The 22,523-nt window shown below is 74.0% G+C and carries 19 protein-coding genes; 7 read left to right on the top strand and 12 right to left on the bottom strand.

Annotation, left to right across the window (positions count from 1 at the left end; translation table 11 throughout):
* Window position 1: 1 nt before the first annotated feature.
* The 5 genes from RKE38_RS07190 to purS form a co-directional block, all read right to left on the bottom strand.
* A complete protein-coding gene (locus RKE38_RS07190) occupies window positions 2-364 on the bottom strand; it encodes a sterol carrier family protein (RefSeq protein ID WP_316006760.1) in 363 nt (120 codons plus the stop codon).
* Window positions 365-551: 187 nt separating this feature from the next.
* Window positions 552-1,715 (bottom strand): GAF domain-containing sensor histidine kinase, encoded by a 1,164-nt coding sequence (locus RKE38_RS07195; protein ID WP_316006761.1) that lies wholly within the window; start codon window positions 1,713-1,715, stop codon window positions 552-554.
* A 74-nt stretch (window positions 1,716-1,789) separates the two neighbouring features.
* Window positions 1,790-4,105 (bottom strand): phosphoribosylformylglycinamidine synthase subunit PurL, encoded by a 2,316-nt coding sequence (gene purL / locus RKE38_RS07200; protein WP_316006762.1) that lies wholly within the window; start codon window positions 4,103-4,105, stop codon window positions 1,790-1,792.
* Window positions 4,102-4,785, bottom strand: coding sequence for a phosphoribosylformylglycinamidine synthase subunit PurQ (gene purQ, locus RKE38_RS07205; RefSeq protein WP_316006763.1), 684 nt, complete (start codon window positions 4,783-4,785; stop codon window positions 4,102-4,104). The genes purL and purQ overlap by 4 nt, the downstream gene beginning before the upstream one ends.
* Window positions 4,782-5,045, bottom strand: coding sequence for a phosphoribosylformylglycinamidine synthase subunit PurS (gene purS, locus RKE38_RS07210; protein WP_316006764.1), 264 nt, complete (start codon window positions 5,043-5,045; stop codon window positions 4,782-4,784). The genes purQ and purS overlap by 4 nt, the downstream gene beginning before the upstream one ends.
* 217 nt (window positions 5,046-5,262) lie before the next feature.
* Between purS and RKE38_RS07215 the strand changes: the two genes are divergently transcribed.
* From RKE38_RS07215 to RKE38_RS07225, 3 genes are all read left to right on the top strand, one after another.
* Complete coding sequence (locus tag RKE38_RS07215) at window positions 5,263-6,084, top strand: histidine phosphatase family protein (RefSeq protein WP_316006765.1); 822 nt, start codon at window positions 5,263-5,265, stop codon at window positions 6,082-6,084.
* On the top strand, window positions 6,077-7,075 hold the full coding sequence (locus RKE38_RS07220; RefSeq protein WP_316006766.1) for an NAD(P)H-hydrate dehydratase: 999 nt from the start codon (window positions 6,077-6,079) through the stop codon (window positions 7,073-7,075). Before RKE38_RS07215 ends, RKE38_RS07220 begins: the two co-directional genes overlap by 8 nt.
* Before the next feature lie 586 nt (window positions 7,076-7,661).
* Window positions 7,662-8,744, top strand: coding sequence for an HNH endonuclease signature motif containing protein (locus RKE38_RS07225; RefSeq protein ID WP_316006767.1), 1,083 nt, complete (start codon window positions 7,662-7,664; stop codon window positions 8,742-8,744).
* 405 nt (window positions 8,745-9,149) lie between these two features.
* Here RKE38_RS07225 and RKE38_RS07230 read toward each other — a convergent pair whose 3' ends face one another.
* The 3 genes from RKE38_RS07230 to RKE38_RS07240 are packed head-to-tail and all read right to left on the bottom strand — an operon-like array spanning window position 9,150 to window position 11,885.
* Entirely contained in the window at window positions 9,150-10,061 is a 912-nt protein-coding gene (locus tag RKE38_RS07230) for a phosphoribosylaminoimidazolesuccinocarboxamide synthase (protein ID WP_316006768.1), read from the bottom strand.
* 22 nt (window positions 10,062-10,083) lie between these two features.
* Complete coding sequence (locus tag RKE38_RS07235; protein WP_316006769.1) at window positions 10,084-11,376, bottom strand: hypothetical protein; 1,293 nt, start codon at window positions 11,374-11,376, stop codon at window positions 10,084-10,086.
* Window positions 11,376-11,885, bottom strand: a complete 510-nt coding sequence (locus tag RKE38_RS07240; RefSeq protein ID WP_316006770.1) for a SigE family RNA polymerase sigma factor — start codon at window positions 11,883-11,885, stop codon at window positions 11,376-11,378. The genes RKE38_RS07235 and RKE38_RS07240 overlap by 1 nt, the downstream gene beginning before the upstream one ends.
* 165 nt (window positions 11,886-12,050) lie before the next feature.
* On the opposite strand from RKE38_RS07240, the gene RKE38_RS07245 reads away from it, so the two are divergent.
* Window positions 12,051-13,511, top strand: coding sequence for an MFS transporter (locus tag RKE38_RS07245; RefSeq protein WP_316006771.1), 1,461 nt, complete (start codon window positions 12,051-12,053; stop codon window positions 13,509-13,511).
* A 163-nt stretch (window positions 13,512-13,674) separates the two neighbouring features.
* On the top strand, window positions 13,675-14,421 hold the full coding sequence (locus RKE38_RS07250; protein WP_316006772.1) for a phosphotransferase family protein: 747 nt from the start codon (window positions 13,675-13,677) through the stop codon (window positions 14,419-14,421).
* A gap of 21 nt (window positions 14,422-14,442) precedes the next feature.
* Here RKE38_RS07250 and purD read toward each other — a convergent pair whose 3' ends face one another.
* Window positions 14,443-15,726: a phosphoribosylamine--glycine ligase gene (gene purD / locus RKE38_RS07255; RefSeq protein WP_316006773.1), complete on the bottom strand. Its 1,284-nt coding sequence runs from the start codon at window positions 15,724-15,726 to the stop codon at window positions 14,443-14,445.
* A gap of 257 nt (window positions 15,727-15,983) precedes the next feature.
* Here purD and RKE38_RS07260 point away from each other — a divergent pair, with 257 nt between their 5' ends.
* The gene (locus tag RKE38_RS07260; RefSeq protein ID WP_316006774.1) at window positions 15,984-17,027 is read left to right on the top strand and encodes a helix-turn-helix transcriptional regulator; all 1,044 of its coding nucleotides are present in this window, start codon (window positions 15,984-15,986) and stop codon (window positions 17,025-17,027) included.
* Between the two features lie 181 nt (window positions 17,028-17,208).
* Window positions 17,209-19,425, top strand: a complete 2,217-nt coding sequence (locus RKE38_RS07265) for a HelD family protein (RefSeq protein ID WP_316006775.1) — start codon at window positions 17,209-17,211, stop codon at window positions 19,423-19,425.
* Between the two features lie 122 nt (window positions 19,426-19,547).
* Here RKE38_RS07265 and RKE38_RS07270 read toward each other — a convergent pair whose 3' ends face one another.
* From RKE38_RS07270 to RKE38_RS07280, 3 genes are all read right to left on the bottom strand, one after another.
* On the bottom strand, window positions 19,548-20,111 hold the full coding sequence (locus RKE38_RS07270) for a DUF402 domain-containing protein (RefSeq protein WP_316006776.1): 564 nt from the start codon (window positions 20,109-20,111) through the stop codon (window positions 19,548-19,550).
* Complete coding sequence (locus RKE38_RS07275; RefSeq protein ID WP_316006777.1) at window positions 20,104-21,405, bottom strand: adenylosuccinate synthase; 1,302 nt, start codon at window positions 21,403-21,405, stop codon at window positions 20,104-20,106. The genes RKE38_RS07270 and RKE38_RS07275 overlap by 8 nt, the downstream gene beginning before the upstream one ends.
* Before the next feature lie 98 nt (window positions 21,406-21,503).
* The gene (locus RKE38_RS07280) at window positions 21,504-22,343 is read right to left on the bottom strand and encodes a hypothetical protein (protein WP_316006778.1); all 840 of its coding nucleotides are present in this window, start codon (window positions 22,341-22,343) and stop codon (window positions 21,504-21,506) included.
* Window positions 22,344-22,523 lie beyond the last annotated feature (180 nt).

Consider the following 22,523-nt stretch of genomic DNA (forward strand, 5'->3'; position numbering starts at 1 on the left):
GTCAGGCGAGCGGCATGAGCGGGCCGAGATCGGCCCGGTGGCCGCTGACCCGCAGCCGCCCCGACTCCCAGGCCTGGTCCCACCCCAGGGCGCCCGTGGCGACCTCGAGCCAGGTCTGCGCGTCGGTCTCGACGACGTTCGGCGGGGTGCCACGGGTGTGGGTCGTCCCCTCGACGCACTGCACGGCACCGAACGGCGGCACGCGCACCTCCACGCTGCGACCCGGGGCGACGGCGGCGAGCTCCTCGAGCGTGTAGCGGACCGCCGTCGCGAGGTCGGTGCGGGCCGTGGCGCTGCCCTCCGAGCGCCACACGCGCACGGCGTCCCGGCCGGCGGGCACGGGGACTCGGCGACGCGGCGGCATACCGGCATCGTCGCACGGGGCGGCGACGCCACCGGCACCGGTCGCGGGCGGCCCGTCGCACGATGGGTAGTTCTACCCATCGACGGTGTCGGTGGTCCCTCCTACTGTTTCCGGTGGGGACACCACTGGGGACGAACGGCCCGGTCACGCGGGGGGACGCGTGACCGGGCCGCTCGGTGTCCAGGGGTCAGCCGGGGAGGGTGAACCAGACGCTCGCGCCGCCGGCGTCGGAGTCATCGATCCCCATGAGGCCGCCGTGCGCCTCGACGATCCGGCGGCAGGTGCTCAGCCCGATGCCGAGGCCGTCGACCGTGCTGGCGGCGCGCTCCATGAGGCCGAAGACGCGCTCGCGGTCGTCGGGCGTGACGCCGGGGCCGTTGTCGTCGACCGCGACGCGCCAGCCGTCGCTGATCTCGTCGCAGGTCACGGAGACGACGGGCGCGACGCCGGACTCGGCGGTGAACTTGACGGCGTTGGCGAGCAGGTTCTGCAGGAGGGCGCGCAGCATGGTCTCGTCGCCGGTGACCTCGGGGAGGTCGCCGGCCCGCACCGTGGCACCGCTGTCCGCGAGCTGGGCGTCGAGGTCCTCGACGACCGCCGCCACGACCGCGCCGAGGTCCACGGCGGTGCGGCGGGCCCGACCGCCCACGCGGGCGTACTCGAGCAGGTCCACCACGAGCGCGTTCATCCGGTCGGCGGCGAGCTCGGCCCGCGAGAGCGCCATCGTCGCGAACGGCGCGTCGGCGAGCTCGGGGCTGCTGGAGGCCAGCTCGAGGAACCCGCGCAGCGCCGCCAGCGGGTTGCCGAGGTCGTGGCTGACCTGCCCCGCGAACCGGGCCAGCTGCTCGTTGGACCGGGCCAGCTCGCGGTGGGTCCGCCGCAGCTCGAGGACGTCGACGACCTGGTCGGCGAGCAGCTCGAGGGACCGGGCCGCGGCGTCCGACAGCTCGCGCGTGTCCTCGTCGAAGACGCACAGGGTGCCGATGGGAATGCCGCCGGGCGTCACGAGCGGGCTCGAGGCGTAGAACCGGACCTTGCCGATGACCCCGGTGACGAACGGGTTCCGCGCGAACCGGTCGTCGGCCCGGGCATCGGGCACCACGACCCGGTGACCACCCTGGAAGACGAGGGCGCACATGGAGTCCTCGCGCGCGCAGACGGACGCCTCCATGCCGACCGCGGCCACTTGGTGCTGGTGCCGGTCGTCGATGATGTTGATGGCGGCGGTGGGGACGTCACACACGGCGGCCGCGAGCTCGACGAGCCCGTGGAGGTCCGCCTCCTCCGGGCGGCCGACGACGTCGTATGCCGCGATCGCCTGTCGCCGCGCAAGGTCCTGGGCCGTGCTCACGCCTCTCCCTCCGGACGCCTCCGCCTCGAGGAGACAATCACCCCGCAACGGGACATCTACCCGATGGAGGGATGTTAGCGACCGAAGACCGCCGGGAGGGTGCCGGTGTGCGCATCCCGGAGCGCCGCGTACGAAACGCTGAACTGCCCTTGGACGTCGAGGCCGTCCGTCTGGTCGTCGACGACGCCGATCCGGGCGTGTGCCTGGCCGCGCGCGGTGCACATGTCGGTGAACCGCACCTCCTCCGAGCGAGGCACGGCCACGACAGCGCGGGCGGTGGACTCGCTGAAGAGGGCTGTGAAGGCGTCGACGCCGTCGCGCTCGCAGACCTCCTCGAGCCAGATGCGCGCGCCGACGCCGTGGCGCAGCGTGGCCTCCGCGAGCGCGATGGCGAGGCCACCGTCGGAGAGGTCGTGCGCCGCGTCGACGAGCCCGTCACGGCTGGCGTTGACGAGGATGTCGCCGAGCAGCTGCTCGGCGGCGAGGTCGACCACGGGCGGGTGGCCGCCGAGGTGGCCGTGCACGACGTGCGCCCACTCACCGCCGTCGAGCTCGTCGCGGGTGGTGCCGAGCAGGTAGATGACCTGGCCGGGCGTCTTCCACCCGCTGGGGGTACGGCGCGCGACGTCGTCCATGACACCCAGGACGCCGATGACGGGCGTCGGGTGGATCGCGACGTCGCCGGTCTGGTTGTAGAAGCTGACGTTGCCGCCGGTGACCGGGATGCCGAGCGCCTTGCAGCCCTCGGCGATGCCCTTGACCGCCTCGCGGAACTGCCACATCACGCCCGGGTCCTCCGGCGAGCCGAAGTTGAGGCAGTCGGTGACGGCCAGCGGCGTGGCCCCCGCGGTCGCGACGTTGCGGTAGGACTCTGCGAGCGCGAGCTGCGCGCCGGCATACGGGTCGAGCTTGGCGAACCGGCCGTTGCAGTCGGTGGACACGGCGACGCCGCGCCCCGTCTCCTCGTCGACGCGGACGACGCCCGCGTCGTCGGGCATCGCGAGCGCGGTGTTGCCGAGGACGTAGCGGTCGTACTGGTCGGTGACCCAGGACTTGTCGCACAGGTTCGGCGACGCGAGGAGGGTGAGCAGGTCGGCGGCGATCGCCTCACCCGTGGCGGGCTTCGGCAGCGTGCCGGCGCCGTTGTCCTGCAACGCGTCGAGGTATGCCGGGCGCTCCAGCGGGCGGTGGTAGGTCGGGCCCTCGTGGGCGACCGAGCGCGGCGGGACGTCGACGACGACCTCGCCGTGCCAGGTGATGACGAGGTGGTCGCCGTCGGTGACCTCGCCGATCACGGTGGCCTCGACGTCCCAGCGCTCGCAGATGGCCATGAACTCGTCGAGCTTGGCCCCCGGCTCGACGACGGCCATCATCCGCTCCTGGCTCTCCGACATGAGGATCTCCTCGGGCCGGAGGCTGGCGTCGCGCAGCGGGACGAGGTCGAGCTCGACCTGCATGCCGCCGTCACCGTTGGACGCGAGCTCGCTGGTGGCGCAGGAGAGCCCGGCGCCGCCGAGGTCCTGGATGCCGTCGACGACACCGGCCTTGTACAGGTCGAGGCAGCACTCGATGAGCACCTTCTCGGCGAACGGGTCGCCGACCTGGACGGCCGGGCGCTTGGTCGGGCCGCCCTCGTCGAAGGTCTCGGACGCGAGGACCGAGACGCCGCCGATGCCGTCGCCGCCGGTCTTGGCGCCGAACAGGATGACCTTGTTGCCGACGCCGGAGGCCTTGGCGAGGTGGATGTCCTCGACGCGCATGGCGCCGACGCACAGGGCGTTGACGAGCGGGTTGCCCTGGTAGCAGTCGTCGAAGACGACCTCGCCGCCGATGTTGGGCAGGCCGATGCAGTTGCCGTAGCCGCCGACGCCCGCGACGACACCGGGCAGCACGCGCTGGGTGTCGGGGTGGTGCAGGTTGCCGAACCGCAGCGGGTCCATGACGGCGATCGGGCGCGCACCCATCGACATGATGTCGCGGATGATGCCGCCGACGCCGGTCGCGGCGCCCTGGTAGGGCTCGACGTAGGACGGGTGGTTGTGCGACTCGACCTTGAACGTCACCGCCCAGCCGTCGCCGATGTCGACGACGCCGGCGTTCTCACCGATGCCGACGAGCAGCTTCTCGCGCATCTCGTCGGTGGTGTTCTCGCCCCAGAGCGAGAAGTGCACCTTGGAGGACTTGTACGAGCAGTGCTCGGACCACATGACCGAGTACATGGCGAGCTCGGCGCTGGTGGGGCGGCGGCCGACGATCTCGCGGATGTTGGCGTACTCGTCGGGCTTGAGGCCGAGCTCGGCCCACGGCTGCTCGACCCCGGGGGTCTGCGCGGCGTGCTCGACGGTGTCGACGTGCGGGCGGTCGGTGGCGTGTCCGGTGGTGGTGCTCACGAGTTGACAACCTGCTTGAGGATCGAGGTGAAGAAGGGCAGGCCGTCGAGGCTGGGGCCGAAGCCCTCCTCGACGCAGTGCTCCGGGTGGGGCATGAGCCCGACGACGTTGCCGCGCTCGTTGGTGATGCCGGCGATGTCGCGGTAGGAGCCGTTGGGGTTCCGGTCGCCCTCGGGCACGACGTACCGGAACACGACGCGGCCCTCGCCCTCGAGCTCGTCGAGCGTGCGCTCGTCGGCCACGAACCCGCCCTCGCCGTTCTTGAGGACGATGGTGATCTCCTGGCTCTGCTCGAAGTCGGAGGTCCAGGACGTCTGCGCGTTCTCGACCCGCAGCGTCGTGTCCACGCAGTTGAACTTGCGGTGGTCGTTGCGGATCAGCGCGCCGGGCAGCAGGTGCGACTCGGTGAGCACCTGGAAGCCGTTGCAGATGCCGAGGACCGGCAGGCCGCCCTGCGCGGCCGGGACGAGCTCGTCCATGACGGGGGCGAACCGGGCGATGGCGCCGCAGCGCAGGTAGTCGCCGTAGGAGAACCCGCCGGGGAGGATGACGGCGTCGACGCCCTTGAGGTCGGCGTCGCCGTGCCACAGGCTGACCGGCTCGCCGCCGACGGCGCGGACCGCGCGGGCGGCGTCACGGTCGTCGAGCGACCCCGGGAACGTGACGACCCCGACCTTCACTGGCCGGGGTCCTCGTCCAGCGCCCGCACCGAGACGACGTCCTCGATCACCGGGTTGGAGAGCAGCTTCTCGGCTGCCTCGCGCGCGGCGGCGAGGTGCTCGTCCGTCACGTCACCGTCGACGGTGAGCACGAAGCGCTTGCCCTGCCGCACGTCGGTGAACTGGTCGAAGCCGAGCCGGGGCAGTGCCCCGCCGACGGCCTGACCCTGGGGGTCGAGGATCTCTGGCTTCAACATGACGTCGATGACGACGTGGCCCATTCGGGTGTCTCCTGGGACGAGGGGAGGCTGCCGGGGGCGAGTCTATCGGCGCCGCGGACCGGGTATGCCGCGCGGTCCGCCCCGCGGGCGCCCGGGACGGACGACGCGGTCAGGGCACACGGGGTCAGCGCCTCGACGACGGGAGCCACGACGGAGGGGTGAGCAGGCGGCATACGGGGTAGGGGGCAGCCACGACGTCCCCGAGGAGAGGCACACCATGCCCAGAGGAGCCCTGGTCACCACGTCCCGCTGGCCGAGCGAGCTGGTGCTCGTCAGGCACGGGGAGAGCCTCGGCAACCTGGCCGACGAGCAGGCGCGCGAGGCGGGCGCGGAGCGGCTCGAGATCGAGCTGCGGGACGCCGACGTGCCGCTGTCCGACACGGGCAGGGAGCAGGCGGACGCCGTCGGGCGGCTCCTGGCCGAGCTCGGCGCGGACGACCGGCCGGACGTGGTCGTGTCCTCGCCGTACCGCCGCGCCGCCGAGACGGCCGAACGGGCGCTGACGGCCGCCGCCCGGCCGGGGGACGGCGCGTCCGGGGCGCCGGGGCCGGACGACCTCGTCGTGGACGAACGGCTGCGCGAGCGCGACCTCGGGGCCTTCGACCGGCTGACGTGGCGCGGCATCGAGGCGGAGTACGCGGCGGAGGCGCAGCGGCGCAACCACGTCGGGAAGTTCTACTACCAGCCGCCGTCGGGCGAGAGCTGGTGCGACGTCACCCTGCGGGTTCGCTCGATCCTGGCCGACCTGCGCGAGGGGTACGAGGGGCGGCGGGTCTGGCTGTTCACGCACCAGGCGGTGATCATGTCGTTCCGGTACGTGCTGGAGGACCTGACCGAGGCCGAGCTGCTCGACATCGACAAGCGGGAGCGGCTGCCGAACTGCTCGGTCACGAGGTACCGGGCCGGGGAGCGGGCCATGCGGCTCGTGGCGTTCGCCGACACCGACGCGGTCGACCGGTTCGGGGCCGAGTACACGGAGGAGCCGAGCAAGGGCGAGCGGAGCGGCGCGGCCGCTGCGGGGGTGGACGTCGATGGCTGAGCGGGACGCCGGCAGTGGTCGGGGCGGCAGTGGTCGGGGCGGCAATGGTCGGGGCGACAGCGTGAGGGCCGGCGGCTCCGACAGGACGGGTGGGAACGGCGGCAACCGCGGGGCGACCGAACAGGTCACGCCGGCGCTGCTGCGGCAGTGGCCGCTGCCCGGGCCCGGCGGTGACAAGGAGTCCCGCGGCCGGGTGCTCGTCGTGGGTGGCACGGCCAGCACGCCGGGTGCGGTGCTCCTCGCCGGTGAGGCGGTGCTGCGCTCGGGGGGTGGCAAGCTGCAGGTGGCCACGGCCCACGAGGTCGCCGCCGCCCTGGCGGTCGCGGTCCCCGAGGCGCTCGTGCACCCGCTGCCCACGGATGGAGGTGGGTCGCTCGCGGCCGAGGCCGCCGACGAGCTGCGGGAGCTGGCCGACGGCGCGGACGCGGTGCTGGTGGGGTCCGGCTTCTCCGACGTCGAGGCGACCTTGGCGCTGCTGCACGCACTGGTCCCGCGGCTCGAGGCGCCGCTCGTCCTCGACGCGGTGGCGTCGGCATACCTGGGCAAGGGCGGGGGTGACGTCCACGACCTGGCGCACGGGTGCGTCCTGAGCGCGAACGTCGACGAGGTGGCCCTGACGCTGGGCGTCCCGACGCAGGAGGTGGGCCAGGACCCGGCGGGGGCGGCGGCCGCCCTGGCCTCGCGCAGCGGCGCGGTCGTGCTGTGCGGAGGGTCGACGAAGACGGTCGCCGCACCGGACGGGCGGGTGTGGTGGACGGACGCCGGCGGCCCGGGACTCGGCGTCTCGGGCTCCGGCGACGTCCAGGCCGGGATCGTCGCGGGACTGCTGGGTCGCGGTGCCGAGCCGGAGCAGGCCGCGGTGTGGGGCGCCTTCCTGCACGGCCGGGCCGGCGACGAGCTGGCCGGGCGGGTGGGCACGGTTGGGTTCCTCGCACGGGAGGTGCCCGGAGCCGTGCCGGCGCTCCTGCACGAGCTGACCAGCCAGGACTGACGCCGCCGCTCCCCGCTCCTGGCGCCCGGACGCCGTAGTGAGCGCCCGCCCACGCGCGCCCGCCCGGACGCCCGATCAGCGCCCGTTCACCGCTCCCCACTTGTTGCCATCTGGTGGTCACAACTGGCGGCATCATGCACCAGGACGACGGCCACGTGGCAACAAGTGGGACGTTGGTGCGGTAGCCGGAACCCATTGTGGGCCAATGAAATCCGGCGCACGACGTCGTCGCGGTTGACTGTCGGTGGTCGCCCCTAGCCTTGGTCCATGGCGATCGCACCGGACGACTGGGCAGGGCAGGGCCTCGAGCCTGCGTCCCGCCCCGTCCTCGGCGCGGTCAGTGCGGCGGTCGAGGCGCTGTCGCGGTCGACCCCCGAGCGCATCTGGGCCCTCAACGAGGGCGAGGTCGCCGAGGTCGTGCGGTTGCTCGGGGTGCTGTCCGCCAGCGTGGACGCCCACCTCGTGACGGCGCTGGCCGAGGCCGGCCGGCGCGGCCTGGGATTCGGGCGAGGGCTGGGACCGGCTGGACTGGGCACGGGCGCACGCCCCGCTCGTCCGGGAGCGAGCCCTGGCGGAGGCCCAGACGGTGGCCGACGCGGCGGACGACCTGCGCCTCGCCGAGGTGGTGGCCGGCGCCACCCGCGCGGCCGCCGTGGACCGCACGGGCGAGGGGCTCGAGGACGTCGTGCCGGTGGCGAAGGCGGCCCAGCTCGTGCGGTTCCACCGGTCGTACCGGGGCATGGCCGACGCCAGGGTGCTGGACGGCGCGACCCACGACCTCGTCGACGGCGCTCGCGGCCCGGGCGGCCTCCCGGAGAAGGTCCTGGCGGTAGCCGTGCGGCACACCAGCGACCTGCTGCGACCCGACCGGCTCGTCGAGCACGACGCCGCAGTTCGCCGAGCGCACCGCTCACTGGTGAAGGGTCCGGGGCCGATGGGTCTGTCGCGCTACACGCTGCTGCTCGACGAGGAGGGGGCCGCTGTCGTCGACGCCGCGGTCGACGCGCTGGCCAAGCCGTCCCGCGACGAGGAGACCGGCGACCTCGACCAGCGCACTCCCGCCGCACGTCGGGCCGATGCCCTGGTCGACCTGGTCCTGCGGGCTGTGGAGGCACCGGACGGCGTACCGCGTCAGGCGAAGACGAGCCTGGTAGTGACCGTGGCTCTCGACGTGCTCGCGAGTCGGTGCCGCGGCTCGGGCTTCACCACTGCCGGCGACCTGCTCACGGTCGAGGCGGTGCGCCGACTCGCCTGCGACGCGGACGTCGTCCCGGCGGTGCTCGGATCGCGGGGCGAGGTGCTCGAGCAGGGGCGCGCCAAGCGGTTGTTCAAGCGCGGCCAGATCCGCCACCTGTGGCTGCGGGACGGCGGGTGCAGCTTTCCCGGGTGCTCGAAGCCTGCCGCCTGGACCGACGCGCACCACCTCGTGCACTGGGCCGACGGAGGTCGCAGCGACGTCGCGAATGCCGCCCTGCTGTGTCGCGCGCACCACACCGTGGTCCACCAGGGCCGGTATGCCGGTGCGGTCGTGGACCGGGGTTCGGGGCCAAAGGTGGAGTGGGACCTGACGTACGGCTCCTACGACGACCGGCTCGAGGCACTCCGCCGCGCGGGGACCGTCCCACGCTGGCTAGACCCGATGGACGGCAGCGGCCCTCCCCTGCCATGACCCCGCCCCGCACCCCGCCCGCCCGGGCGGGGGCCGAGGCTTGCCCGGGCGACGGCGCACAACGGAGTCGGCCCCGATCGGTGGCGGGTCAGCCGGTGGTCAGGACATGAAGGTGGGCGGGGACGCCTTCCCAATCCTGGCGGACGCGGGAGTGGGGCCCGCGTCAGGCGGTGAAGGGTGCGGTCGGCCAGGCGCGGGTCAGGCGGTGAAGGTGCGGCCGGTCAGGCGCGGGTCAGGCGGTGAAGGGTGCGGTCGGCCAGGCGCGGGTCAGGCGGTGAAGGTGCGGCCGGTCAGGCGCGGGTCAGGCGGTGAAGGGTGCGGTCGGCCAGGCGCGGGTCAGGCGGTGAAGGTGCGGCCGGTCAGGCGCGGGTCAGGCGGTGAAGGGTGCGGTCGGCCAGGCGCGGGTCAGGCGGTGAAGGTGCGGCCGGTCAGGCGCTCGTAGGCCTCGACGTACTTGGCGCGCGTCCGCTCGAGGACGTCCTCGGGCAGCGGCGGCGGCGCCTCGCCGGACGCCTTGTCCCAGCCACTGGCCGGCGACATCAGCCACTCGCGGACGAACTCCTTGTCGAACGACGGCTGCGGGTGGCCCGGCTCCCACTGGTCGGCCGGCCAGAACCGTGACGAGTCCGGGGTGAGGACCTCGTCGGCGAGGACCAGCTGGTCGCCGTCGAGACCGAACTCGACCTTCGTGTCGGCGATGAGGATGCCTCGTTCCGCGGCGATCTCGTTGCCCCGCGCCAGGATCCGCGTGGTCAGGTCGCGCGCCCGCGCGGCCACGTCCGGACCCACGGCAGCCTCGACAGCGGCATACGACATCGGCTCGTCGTGCTGGCCCTCCGGCGCCTTGGTCGACGGGGTGAACACCGGCTGGGGCAGCCGCGAACCGTCCACCAGGCCCTCAGGGAGCCGGATGCCGCTGACGTGCCCGTCCGCCTGGTACTCGCGCAGGCCGCCTCCGGTGAGGTAGGCGCGCGCGACGCACTCGACCGGCAGCATCTCGAGCCGGCGCACGAGCACCGCGCGCCCGGCGACCTCGTCGGGGACGTCGGTGGAGACGAGGTGGTTGGGCACCAGGTCCTCGAGCTGCTCGAACCACCACAGCGACAGCTGCGTGAGCACGGCGCCCTTGTCGGGCACGGGCGTCTCGAGGATGAAGTCGAAGGCCGAGAGCCGGTCGCTCGCGACCAGCAGCAGCTGGTCGTCGCGGGCCTGGCCGGTGGCGGGGTCCAGCGGGGCGTAGAGGTCGCGGACCTTGCCGGAGTAGACGTGGGCGTAGCCGGGCAGGGCCGGCGGCGAGTCGAGCCGGGAGGACGTCATGTCCGACATCCTCCCAGCCCGGTCACCGCACCGCGCTCAGGAGGGTCAGGGCCGCCTCGTCGGTCCAGCGCGGCAGCAGTGGCTGCGGTCGCCCCTTGGCGTCGTTGACGGACACGCTCGGACTGCTGACGACCAGCCGCATCTCGCCGGAACTCGCCGTGGCCGGCACCAGCCAGAGCTGGCGACGGGTCGTCCGGTCCAACCACTCTTGCACCTCACCCTCGCCGCCCCAGGGCAGCGCGACCCGTCGCACCGAGCCGGAATCGGCGCGGTCGTCCCCGGAGAGGCCGCCGTAGCGCGCGACGTCCTTGCCGATGGACAGCGTCACGAGCTCGCCGCGCGACGGCTGGGGCTGGACCGACTGGTACCAGCCCTGGACGTCGTTCTGCCCGATGCCGCTGGAGAGGCTGTCCCACGCCTGCACCGCGACGCCGGTGTCGAGCTGGCTCGAGGCCCACGTCTCCCAGGTCCGGTCGGAGCACCGCTCGTGCGAACGCGAGCACCCCGGGCTCGCGACGACCTCGGCACCCGGCCCTGCCTGGCGCACCGCCTGCGAGCCGTAGAGCCGGGTCAGGAGGTCGGCGACGTTCGCCTCGGTCCACCACGCCGGGGCCCGGACGTCGTCCGACGTCTCCGAGTACGACCCGCCGACGGGGCCCTGGTTCGCGGCGTTGAGTACAACCTCGACGGCGGGTCGTGAAGCCGTCGACGGCAGCCGGTAGCTGTCGACGAGGTTGCCGCCGCCGTTCGATGTGAGCCTGCCCGCCTGGCCGGGAACGCCCGGCAGGGAGACCGGCTCGGGCCCGTGCGGAACCCCGCTCCCGGCCTTCGGCTCCGTCGTCGTGGGCGCGATGACCACCGAGAGGTGGACGTCCTGTATGCCGAGCACGGAGCTCACCGTCTGCTCGATGACCACCGTGCCGGGCTCGTACGCGTCGGCCGCCTCCGTGCGGACGGTCGCCGTGGAGTGGGCCACCTCCCGCGACCACGCTGCCACCACGGTCACGCACGTCTCAGGCTGCGTGACACAGCCACGGGGGCTCGGCGTCGTCGCGCTCGAGGAGGTCCCTCCCGTGCCCGCGGGCGCCAGGCCTTGGCGCCCACCGCCCTGCGACACAGCCGCACCGGCGAGCAGTCCCCCGACAGCCACGACGAGGGTCGCCACTCCGGTGACCACCGCTGCCCGACGGCGGCGCACCCGTCGCCGCCCCCCGGCGACCAGGTCGTCGACCGAGAACGACGGTGCCGCGAGCTGCTCCTCGTACTGCCGCAGGAACCGCTCGGGCACCCGCTCCATCGTGTCGTCCATCCCCATCACTTCCCTCGTCCCCCAACGGTTTCCAGCGAGGAGCGCAGCGCCCGCAGCCCGTCACTCGTCGTGCTCTTGACCGTGCCCTCGGAGCAGCCCATGAGCCGCGCGACCTCCGCCACCGACAGGTCCTCCAGGTGCCTCAGCACGACGGCCATCCGCTGCCGCTCGGGCAGCGCGGACAGCGCGACGTGCAGGTCCAGCCGCTGCTCCACGCGCTCGGTCTGCGCGGCGGCGACGACGTGGTGCCCGGCGTCCGCGGTCGAGCGCTCCCGCTGCCACCAGTGCCGTCGTTGCTCCGAGACCAGCGAGCGCACCAGGGTGGTGCGGGCGTATGCCAACGGGTCGTCGACGCCGTGGACCCGCGGCCACACGGCGTACAGCTTCTCCAGCGTCGTCTGGACCAGGTCGTCCGCACGGTGCGGGTCCCGGCACGTGGCCAGCGCGACCCGGCGCAGCCGCGGGATCGCGGCCGTCGCGAACGCGCGGAACTCCTCCTCGAGATCAGTCCTCACTGCACCTCCCCTTCCGGTGCGGGAGACGCGGTGAGGCCCCGGTCCGGTTGGGCCACCCTGCCAGACCGGTCGGGGAGGCCTGCCAGAGCAGTGGGGCCAGCCTGCCGGAGCGCTCACCGGAACCGGCTTGACTTCAAGTGGACTTCAACTTCCAGACTGTCCGGCATGGCCACCGCACCCCCCGAGACCCGCCCCTCGCTGCTCGCCCGCGAGCACCTCCCGTTCGCCACGGGAGCGGTCGCGCTGGTCACGCTCGGGGCGTTCGAGAACCGCGCGGTCTCCACGGTGCTGCCCACGGTGGCGCGCGACCTCGACGGGCTGTGGCTGTTCGGGGCCGCGAGCGCCGCGCCGCTCGTCACCTTCGTCGTCGCGACCACGGTCGCCGGCCTGTGGAGCGACCGTCGCGGCCCCCGGCCGGTGCTGCTCGCCGGCATGGCGTCCTTCGTGGCCGGCCAGCTGCTCAGCGGGCTGGCACCGACGATGACCCTGTTCGTCGGCGGTCGGTTGCTGGGTGGGCTGGCGGAGGGCCTCTTCGACGTCGGCCTCACCGTCCTCGTGGCACGGGCGCTCCCAGCGTCCCTGCGTCCCAAGGTGTTCGCCACGTTCGCCGCCGCCTGGGTGCTGCCCTCGCTCCTGGGCCCATCGATCGCCGGGCTCGTCGCCGAGCAGGTCGGCTGGCGCGCCGTGTTCCTCATCGGCGTGGTGCTGCTGGGCCCGGTGGCTGCCCTGCTCCGCCCGGCCATGTCGAGCGCGCCGGCGCGGTCCGGCGGGTCGTCCTCCGGGTCGTCCTCCGTGGCCTCGACCGGCGTGGCCACACCGGCCGCCGACGGACCGTCGCAGCCCGAGGGCCCGGTGCCGTCGAGGGCCGCGGGCTGGGCCGTCGTCGCCGCCACCGGCCTCGCCGCCCTGACGGCAGGGGGCTCACTGCTCCCGCGCGGCGGCCTCGAGGGACCCGTGGGCGGCCTGCTCGTCCTCGTCGGAATCGCCGCCCTCGTGCCGTCCCTGCGCGCGATCCTGCCGGCCGGCACCCTGACGGGGGCACCCGGCATACCCGCGCTCACGGCGGCGCGTGGGCTCCTCGGCGCCGCGTTCGGCACCACGGGCGGACTCCTGCCGCTCATGCTCACCGAGGTGCACCACGCCGGTCCCGCAGCGGCTGGGGTGAGCCTCACGATCACCGGCCTGTTCTGGGCGCTGGGGTCGCAGGTACAGGGACTGCGCGTGGTCCAGGACCGCACGTCCGTGGCGACGCGCCTGCGCATCGGTTTCGGGCTGCTCACGCTGGGGATGCTGGGGCCCGTGGCCCTCTCGCTCGAGGTGGTGCCGATGTGGCTCGGCCTGGCCGCGTGGGCGGTGGCAGGCATCGGGACCGGCATCAGCTCCCCCGCGATCAGCAACCACGTCCTGACCCTGTCGACCGAGGCGGACCAGGGACGGAACTCGGCCGCGTCGTTCCTCGCACCCTCGGTCACCCAGGCAGTGGCGTTCGCAGCCTCCGGTGCCGTCATCGCGTGGCGGGCCGACCAGCTCGGCGGCGGCGTGTTCGCCGTGATCATGGCCGGGTCGGTCGCGGCGGCGGCTGCCGGGCTGGCCCTCGCGCGACGCGCCGCCGGGCCCGCCGCCTGACGAGGCCCGCCGAGCGCACGGGTCCACAGTCCGCTGGCAGGGGGCGCCTGCAGGCGCCGCTGGCAGGCGCCGCTGGCAGGCGCTGCTGGCAGGCGCCGCTGGCAGGCGCCGCTGGCAGGGGCTGGGGAAAACCCGGTGACGCGGGCGGCCCTGCCCGACCATCATGCGGGGCGTGGAGCAGGTCGAGGTCGTCGTCGCCCACAGCGAGCGCGCGACGCTGCGGGTCGGGGACGTCTTCCTCAAGGTCGACACCGACCAGGCCCGCGCGGACGTCGAGGTCGACGCTATGGCGCTGGCGCCCGTGCCGACCCCAAAGGTGCTGTGGCACAACCCGCCCGTGCTCGCCCTCGCCGCCCTGCCGGGGGTGCCGCTCGGGCACCTCGGCGAGCCCTCCGGCGCGTCCCCAGGGGCGTGGACCGCGGCAGGGGCGGCGGTCCGGGCGTTGCACGACGCGCCGCTGCCACCGTGGCCCGGTCGGGACCCCGAGGCCCTCGCGGCGGAGCTCGCCCGGGAGTGCGACTGGCTGGTCGCGAACGACGTCCTCCCGGCCGAGGTCGTGCTGCACAACCGCCGGCTCGCCGAGACCGCCCTGCGGCCGTGGACGCCCGTCTTCGTCCACGGGGACCTGCAGGTCGACCACGTGTTCGTCGACGGCGACGAGGTCACCGGCATCCTCGACTGGTCGGAGGGCGCACACGGCGACGCGCTGTACGACCTCGCCACGCTCACGCTCGGGCACCCGGAGCACCTCGACGACGTCCTCGACGGCTACGGCACCGACGTCGACCGGGACCTCGTCCGGGCGTGGTGGTCGCTGCGGTGCCTGGGCAACGTGCGCTGGCTGGTCGAGCACGGGTACGGGCCGCCGGAGCACTACCCCGAGGTGGCGGTGCTGCTCGCGCAGCCGTGAGCCGGGTGACGGCGAGAGCCGCTACCCGACGTGCAGCTCGTTGCGCTCGGCCGCGAGCGCGATGTCGCTGCGGTGGTGCGACCCCTCCAGGGCGATCCGCTCGACGGCCTCGTAGACCCGCGACCGCGCCTGGCTGAGGCTGTCGCCCAGGGCGACCACGGAGAGCACCCGGCCCCCGGCGGAGACGAGCGTCCCGTCGTCCGCCCGGCCGGTGCCGGCGTGCAGGACGTATGCCGTGGGCACGTCGTCGACGTCCTCGATGCCGGTGATCGGGTCGCCGGTCCGGGGCGTGGCGGGGTAGTCGGCCGCGGCCACGACGACGGTCACGGCGTGCTCGCTGGACCAGGACAGGGCGCCGACGTCGTCCAGCGTCCCCGTGGCGGCCGCGTGCAGGAGCGCGCCGAGCGGGGTGGTGAGGCGGGCGAGGACGACCTGGGTCTCCGGGTCGCCGAAGCGGGCGTTGAACTCGATCACCCGCGGGCCCCGGGGCGTCAGGGCCAGGCCCACGAACAGGACGCCCACGAAGGGGGTGCCGCGACGGGCCATCTCCTCGATCGTCGGCTGGGCGATCCGGGTGACGACCTCGTCGGCCAGGCTCGCCGGCGCCCAGTCGAGCGGGGAGTAGGCGCCCATGCCCCCGGTGTTGGGCCCCTCGTCGCCGTCGCCGACCCGCTTGAAGTCCTGCGCGGGGGCCAGGGGCAGCACCATGCGGCCATCGCTCACGCAGAACAGCGACACCTCCGGCCCTGAGAGGAACTCCTCGACGACGACCCGGCCGCCGTCCTTGGCCAGGCAGGCCCGCGCGTGCTCCAGCGCCTGCTCACGGTCCTGCGTGACGACGACGCCCTTGCCCGCCGCGAGCCCGTCGTCCTTGACCACGTGCGGCGCGCCCATGGCGTCGAGGGCGTCGGCGACCTCCTCGACGGTCGTGCACACGCGCGCCAGGCCGGTCGGCACCTCGGCCGCGGCCATCACGTCCTTGGCGAAGGCCTTGCTGCCCTCGAGCCGGGCCGCGGCCGCGGACGGCCCGAACACGGCGAACCCCGCCTCGCGCAGCGCGTCGGCGACGCCGGCGACGAGCGGGGCCTCCGGTCCCACCACCACGAGGTCGACCCCGTGGCGCCGGGCGACCTCGACGGCCGAGGCGGAGTCGCTGATACCGCCGGGCAGCGGTTCGCAGAGGGCCACCGCGTCCATCCCGGGGTTGCCGGGCGCGACGACGACGGCGTCGACGGCCGGGTCGGCGCCCAGCGCCTTGACGATGGCGTGCTCGCGGGCACCGGAGCCGAGGACGAGAACCTTCACGGGGTCAGCGTAGAGGGCCGGGGCCGATCCCCCTGACGAAGAAAGAGCGCGGCGTCCCGGGGAGGCAGGGGGGACATTCTCCCGGGGACGCCGCGCAGCCGACGTGCGGTCACCTGGCGGGGGAACCTGCAACCAAGCACGTGGGTCGACAAGGTCGACTGCGACCAGAGTGGACCATCGGCGCGTGCGGGTAAAGCCCAAAGCTGGCGGACTTGCGTCATTGACGGATAGACGCCAGGCGGGTGACGATGTGCCGCATGGCCGGAGTCGACCCGCCAGCACCGGACGACCCGCCGCGCACGGGACCGACACCGGCCGACCTCGCCGCGGCCCTCGACCTCGACAGCAGCGAGGCCGAGCAGACCGTGACGCGGGTCTACCTCGCCGTGGTGCAGCACCCCGAGCCGAGCCGCTCGCTGCTGCTCGCCCAGGGCATGCAGGCCCCGCTCGTCGACCTGGCCCTGCGGCTGCTGGCCGACCGCGGCCTGCTGCGGGTGCACGCCGGCGGCGAGATCGAGGTGCTGCCCCCGGACATCTCGCTGCCCGCCCTCGCGCTCGCCTACGAACGCCAGGCCCGCGAGGCCCGGTCCGCCGCCCACGAGCTCGCCCAGGTCTTCTTCCAGGCGCGGGCGGCGTCGCGGGGCCGGGACGCGGGCGCCATCCGGCTGCTGGACTCGATGGACGAGATCGCCGCTGCGACGGCCGAGGCCGTGGCGTCGGGACGTGAGCGCATCCGCACCTTCCGCACCCTCTCGCCGCGCACCAGGGCCGTCTTCGCCAGCCCCCTGCACTCGCACGAGGAGACCAGCCGGGGCGTGGGCGGGACGACGCTGGACTACACGACGGTCTACGACACCGCGGTGCTCGAGGTGGACAACGTGCTCGAGGTGCTCGAGGCCAGGGAGCGCGGCGGCGAGCGGGCCCGCTTCAACAGCGCGGTGCCGTTCTCGGCCGTCATCGTCGACGACACCGCTGCCGTGGTCGACCTCAGCGAGTTCGACCCCTCGGGCTTCGGCTCCGTGGTGGTGCGCGCCCGGCCGATGGTGCTCGCGCTCATCGCCCTCGCCGACCAGCTCTGGGACAGCGGCTCACCCCTCCACCGCACGGCCCAGGGCGGGGACCGCCGCGACCGCACGATCCTGGCGCTCATGGCGGCGGGCGCCACCGACGCCACCATCGCCCGGCAGACGGGGATCTCCCAGCGCACCGTCGAGCGCAGGGTGCGCGCGCTGATGGACCAGCTCGGGGCGGGGACCCGGTTCCAGGCCGGGGTGCAGGCCGCGCGTCGCGGCCTCATCTGAGCCCGCCCCCGGGACGCGGAGCCGAGCTCGCCCGTCGGCACCCGGCTCCCCTGCCCGGCACCGGACCGGGGTCGACGGTGGTCGCCGTCATGCCGGTCCGTATGCCGTGGAGGGCGCACGAGCGCGCACGGCGCCGGGCTAGACTCGTGCGTTCGCAGGAGGGACAACAGGAAGACCTTTCGTGACCGATTCGGACCACACCACCCGCGCCGACACGGCGGAGGTGGCCCGTGAGATCGCCGTCGAGCAGGCCCATGTGGACCTCGTCTACGCCGAGCTCGCCAAGGCCCAGGCCCGGGCCGGCCTCGTCGAGGCCGACGGCCTGGCGCGCGGCCGCACCGACCGCACGGGCGACGTGCGCGACGAGGAGCTGACCGGTCTCTTCGAGCGCGACGCGCTGGTGTTCAACGCGGCCCGTCGCCGCTCCACCCTCGACACGCAGTACGAGGGGCTCGTCTTCGGCCGGCTCGACCTCGACCACGCCCTGTCCCGCGAGGGAGCGCCCCCCGACCGCGAGGTGCGCTACATCGGCCGGCTCGGGGTCCGCGACGACGACTACGAGCCGCTCGTCGTCGACTGGCGCGCCCCCGCGGCCGCCGCCTTCTACCGCGCGACCCCGGTCGAGCCGATGGACGTCCTGCGCCGCCGGGTGCTGCGCTGCAAGGGTCCTGACGTCGTCGGCGTCGAGGACGACCTCATGGTCGCCGAGGCACCCGACGACCTCGTCGTCGTCGGTGACGGCGCCCTCCTCGCCGCCCTGACCCGCAGCCGTGGCGCGCAGATGCGCGACATCGTCGCGACCATCCAGCGCCACCAGGACGAGGCCATCCGCGCCAGCGCCCGGGGCGTCACCGAGATCACCGGCGGCCCCGGCACGGGCAAGACGGTCGTCGCGCTGCACCGTGCGGCCTACCTGCTGTACTCCGACCGCCGGCGCTTCGAGTCCGGCGGCATCCTCGTCGTGGGTCCCTCGTCCGCGTACACGGCATACATCGAGCGGGTGCTGCCCTCGCTCGGTGAGGAGTCGGTGACCCTGCGGTCGCTCGGCGACGTGGTCGACGGCATCACCGCGACCCGGCTCGACTCCCCCGAGGTGGCCGCGCTCAAGGGCTCGCTGCGCATCCGGCGCCTGCTGGCGCGCGCCGCCGGGGGCCGGGTGCCCGACGCCCCCCAGGTGTTCCGCGCGTTCGTCGCCGGGCACGCGGTCCGCGTCGACACCCCGGCCCTCGACCGCATCCGCAGCCGGGTGCTGCGGGACCGGCAGCGCAACCTCGCGACCAAGGCCGTCGAGGCCGCGCTCGCCGAGGCGGCGTGGGCGAGCGTCCGCGAGGGCGACCGCGCCGAGTTCATGGACCGGTTCGACGGGCACCTCGAGGTGGAGGCGTTCCTGCAGCAGTGGTGGCCGCAGGTCGACCCGCGCGAGGTGCTGCTCTGGCTGGCCGACCCCGAGCTGGTGCGCCGACACGGCCAGGGCGTGCTGACGCCCGACGAGGCCGACCTGTTCGCCGCGTCGATGCGCGAGGCGCTCGAGACCGGCACGTGGTCGGTGGCCGACGCGGCTCTGGTCGACGACCTCGCGGCCCGGCTCGGCACCGTCCAGGACGCGCCCTCGGAGGAGCGGGGCTTCTACGAGATCGAGGAGCTCGACGACGTCTCGCAGTTCGGCGTGGCCGAGGTCGGCCCGTCCGCGGGGTCCGCCGGCGGTGCGGGCTCGCGGACCGCGCCCTCGGAACCGCGCGAGCGGCTCCTGCACGGGCGCGTCGAGGGTCCGGGCGAGTACGCCCACGTCCTCGTCGACGAGGCGCAGGACCTGTCGCCCATGCAGTGGCGGATGCTCGGCCGCCGGGGCCGCTACTCCTCGTGGACCGTCGTCGGCGACGCAGCCCAGGCGTCCTGGCCGGACGCTCAGGAGGCCGCCCGCGCGCGCGAGGAGGCGTTCGGCTCCCAGGAGCGCCGCCTCTTCCACATGGACACCAACTACCGCAACGCCCGCGAGATCTTCGACTACGCGGCGCGCGTGGTGCGGGCGGAGGTGCCCGACGCCGACATCCCGGCAGCCGTGCGCGAGACCGGCGTGCAGCCGGTCGAGGCGCGCACCACCGCGGCGGAGGTGGCGGTCGCCGTGCGCGACGCCGTCGAGGCCCTGCTCGAGGACGTCGAGGGCTCCGTCGCGGTCGTCACCCCGCGCCGGTATGCCGCGCAGCTTGCCGACGTGGACGGCGCCGCCGGCGGCCGGGTCGTGCTCATCGACCCCATGTCGACCAAGGGCCTGGAGTACGACGCCACGGTCATCGTCGACCCGCCCGAGATCACCCGGGAGTCGCCGGGTGGGATCCGGGTGCTCTACGTCGCCCTGACCCGCGCGGCGCACCGTATGACGGTGCTCGCCGTCGACTGAGGCGGCCCGGAGCACCGGGGTCAGCGCCACCACCAGGCCGTGCCCCCCACCAGGCCGCGTCACCACCAGGCCGCGTCACCACCAGGCCGCGTCACCACCCGAGGCGCCCGCGCCAGGGGAGCTCAGGAGCGGCCGAGGACCCCGTCGAGGACCCGGCGCCACGGTGCGGCGGTGGAGGTCGCGAACGTCGCCGCCCCGGAGGTGACCTCCGCGACGACCCGGTCGCACTCGGCGACCGCACCGGCGGCGACCTCGTCGGGGTAGCCGAGGGTGACCCGGTGCTCGGCGAACTCGTCCTCGTCGTCGACCAGCACGGTCCCGTCGAAGTGCCTGATGACGTCGAGGTCGAGGTCCACGGCCGTGACGAGGTCGCCCTCCCACACCGGGCGGGTGGTGATGTCGACGTACAGCTCGAACGCCTGCTCGGGGTGCGGCTGGTAGAACATCGCCGTCATGCCGCGGTCGCGGGGCACGAGCAGCACGTTGTCGGTGACGCTCCTGAACTCCTTGGGGCCGCCGGACCAGGCGTTGCCGGCCGGATCACCGAGCCAGTCGCCGTGCTCGTCGGCGCCGAGGTAGACCAGGTCGGCGCCGTGGTGACGGCGCCCGCCCCACTTGGTGTAGCGGCCGCGGACCGGGTGGCCCGCGGGGAGGCGACCCCCGGACCGACCGGCCGGGTCAGGCATCCAGCAGCGCGTGCCGGCTGATGATCTCGTCGCGGCCGGGGCCGACGCCGATGGCCGAGACCCGGGCGCCGATGAGCTCCTCAAGGCGCAGCACGTAGGCCTGCGCGTTCGCCGGCAGCTCCTCGAAGGTGCGGCAGGTGGAGATGTCCTCCCACCAGCCCGGCAGCTCCTCGTAGATCGGCTTGGCGTGGTGGAAGTCGGTCTGGTTGACCGGCATCTGGTCGTGCCGGACACCGTCGACGTCGTAGGCCACGCAGATCGGCACGGTGTCCAGGCCGGTGAGCACGTCGAGCTTGGTCACGACGAAGTCGGTGACGCCGTTGATGCGGGTGGCGTAGCGCCCCACGACGGTGTCGACCCAGCCGCAGCGGCGGGGGCGGCCGGTCGTGGTGCCGTACTCCGCACCCGTCTTGCGCAGGAACTCGCCCTTGTCGTCGAACAGCTCGGTCGGGAACGGCCCCTCGCCGACCCGGGTCGAGTACGCCTTGAGGATCGCGATGACGCGCGAGACCCGAGTCGGCGGGATGCCGGACCCGGTGCAGGCGCCACCGGCCGTGGCGTTGGACGACGTCACGAACGGGTAGGTGCCGTGGTCGACGTCGAGCAGGGTGGCCTGGCCGGCCTCGAGCAGGACGTTCTCGCCCCGGGCCAGGGCCTCCTCGAGCACCAGCGAGGTGTCGGCGACCATGGGGCGCAGCCGCTCGGCATACCCGAGCAGCTCGTCCATCACCTCGTCGACCTCGACCGCGCGGCGGTTGTAGATCTTGGCGAGGACCTGGTTCTTGAACGCGAGGGCCGCCTCGACCTTCTGGCGCAGGATCTTCTCGTCGAACAGGTCCTGCACGCGGATGCCGTTGCGCGCCATCTTGTCGGCGTACGTGGGGCCGATGCCGCGGCCGGTCGTGCCGATCTTCCGGGAGCCGAGGAAGCGCTCGGTCACCTTGTCCAGGACGCGGTTGTACGGGGGGATGATGTGCGCGCTGGCGCTGACCACCAGGCGGGAGGTGTCGACCCCGCGGGCCTCGAGCCCGTCGATCTCCTGGAACAGCACGGCCAGGTCGATGACCACGCCGTTGCCGATCACCGGGGTGCACGTCGGCGTGAGGATGCCCGACGGCAGGAGGTGCAGCGCGAACTTCTCGCGCTTGCCGTCCTTCTCGATGACGATGGTGTGGCCGGCGTTGTTGCCGCCGTTGAACTTCACGACGTAGTCGACGTCGGAGCCCATGAGGTCCGTGGCCTTGCCCTTGCCCTCGTCGCCCCACTGGGCACCCACCAGCACGATCGCCGGCATACCCACACCCTTCCTCGGTCGTCCAAGCGGCCCGTGGCGGGCCCGGTCAGGCAACAGGCCCCTGGCGTGGACGCACAGGGGCCCGGTACCCCGAAAGGCTACCGGTCGTCGCCACCGGTGGGGTCCACGAGACCCTCCCGGGCGACCGCGAGGCCGAGCTGGAACCGGGTCTGCGCCCCGTGGACCTCCATGAGCGCGGCGACCCGGCGGCGCACGGTCCGAAGGCTCACGCCGAGGTAGCGCGCGATCGACTCGTCCTTGAGCCCGAGGCCGAGCAGCCGCAGCAGCCGCAGGTCCGAGCCCGGCGCGTCGGAGTCGCGCGCCACGGGCAGGGAGCGCTCGAACGCCCGGTCGAACAGGGTCGTGAACGCCGCGACGAGCATCGGCTCGCGGATGAGGACGTAGTCGGCGGCGGCGTTGCCCCACTCCGCGACGGCCATCACCGCCTCGTCGCCGAAGACCGCGAAGTCGCTGGGCGGCACCAGGCTCACCCGCTGCTCCTCGCCCGCGTCCGCCCAGGACTGCACCCACGCCCGGCCCTCGGGGGTCACCATCGCGTCCGCCGGGTAGATGGTGCGCTGGCGCACGCGCCCCGAGCGCAGGATCTCCTGGGTGTGCCGGACGCTCTCCTCGTCCAGGCCCGGCCCCACGTCGAGGCTGAGGACGCAGCTGCGGATGGTCGTCGTCGTGCGCTCGGTCAGCTGGCGCAGCACGGGCGGCGCGAGGTCGGCGGCGACGCGCTCCCAGACGGGGGTCGGGCCGCCCCCACCGGCGGGCGCGGTCGTCTCCGAGGACAGCTGCAGGAGGGCGTGGCGCACCTCTGCGAGCTCGGCCCGGCGGCGCTCGATCTCCCCCTCGCTCCGCTCGAGGACGGCGTGGAGGCGGGCCACCGGGTCGTGGAACAGCCGGTTCACCACGATGGCGTCGTCGCTGGTCACGGACCCACCCACCCCTTTCCTGTCATCATCTGTCCAATGGCAGCATAGTGACACATTCTGGGGACGAAGCCGTGCAGAATGGGCGTCGCTGCAAGCCCTCCTGGAGAGGCAGGGGACGCACCGGGGAGCTGGCAGCCCAGCAGGCCACGGCCTGCGCAGGGGGCGGAGCCGGGGGACCCG

Source organism: Phycicoccus sp. M110.8 (genome assembly GCF_032464895.1).
Lineage (GTDB): Bacteria > Actinomycetota > Actinomycetes > Actinomycetales > Dermatophilaceae > Pedococcus.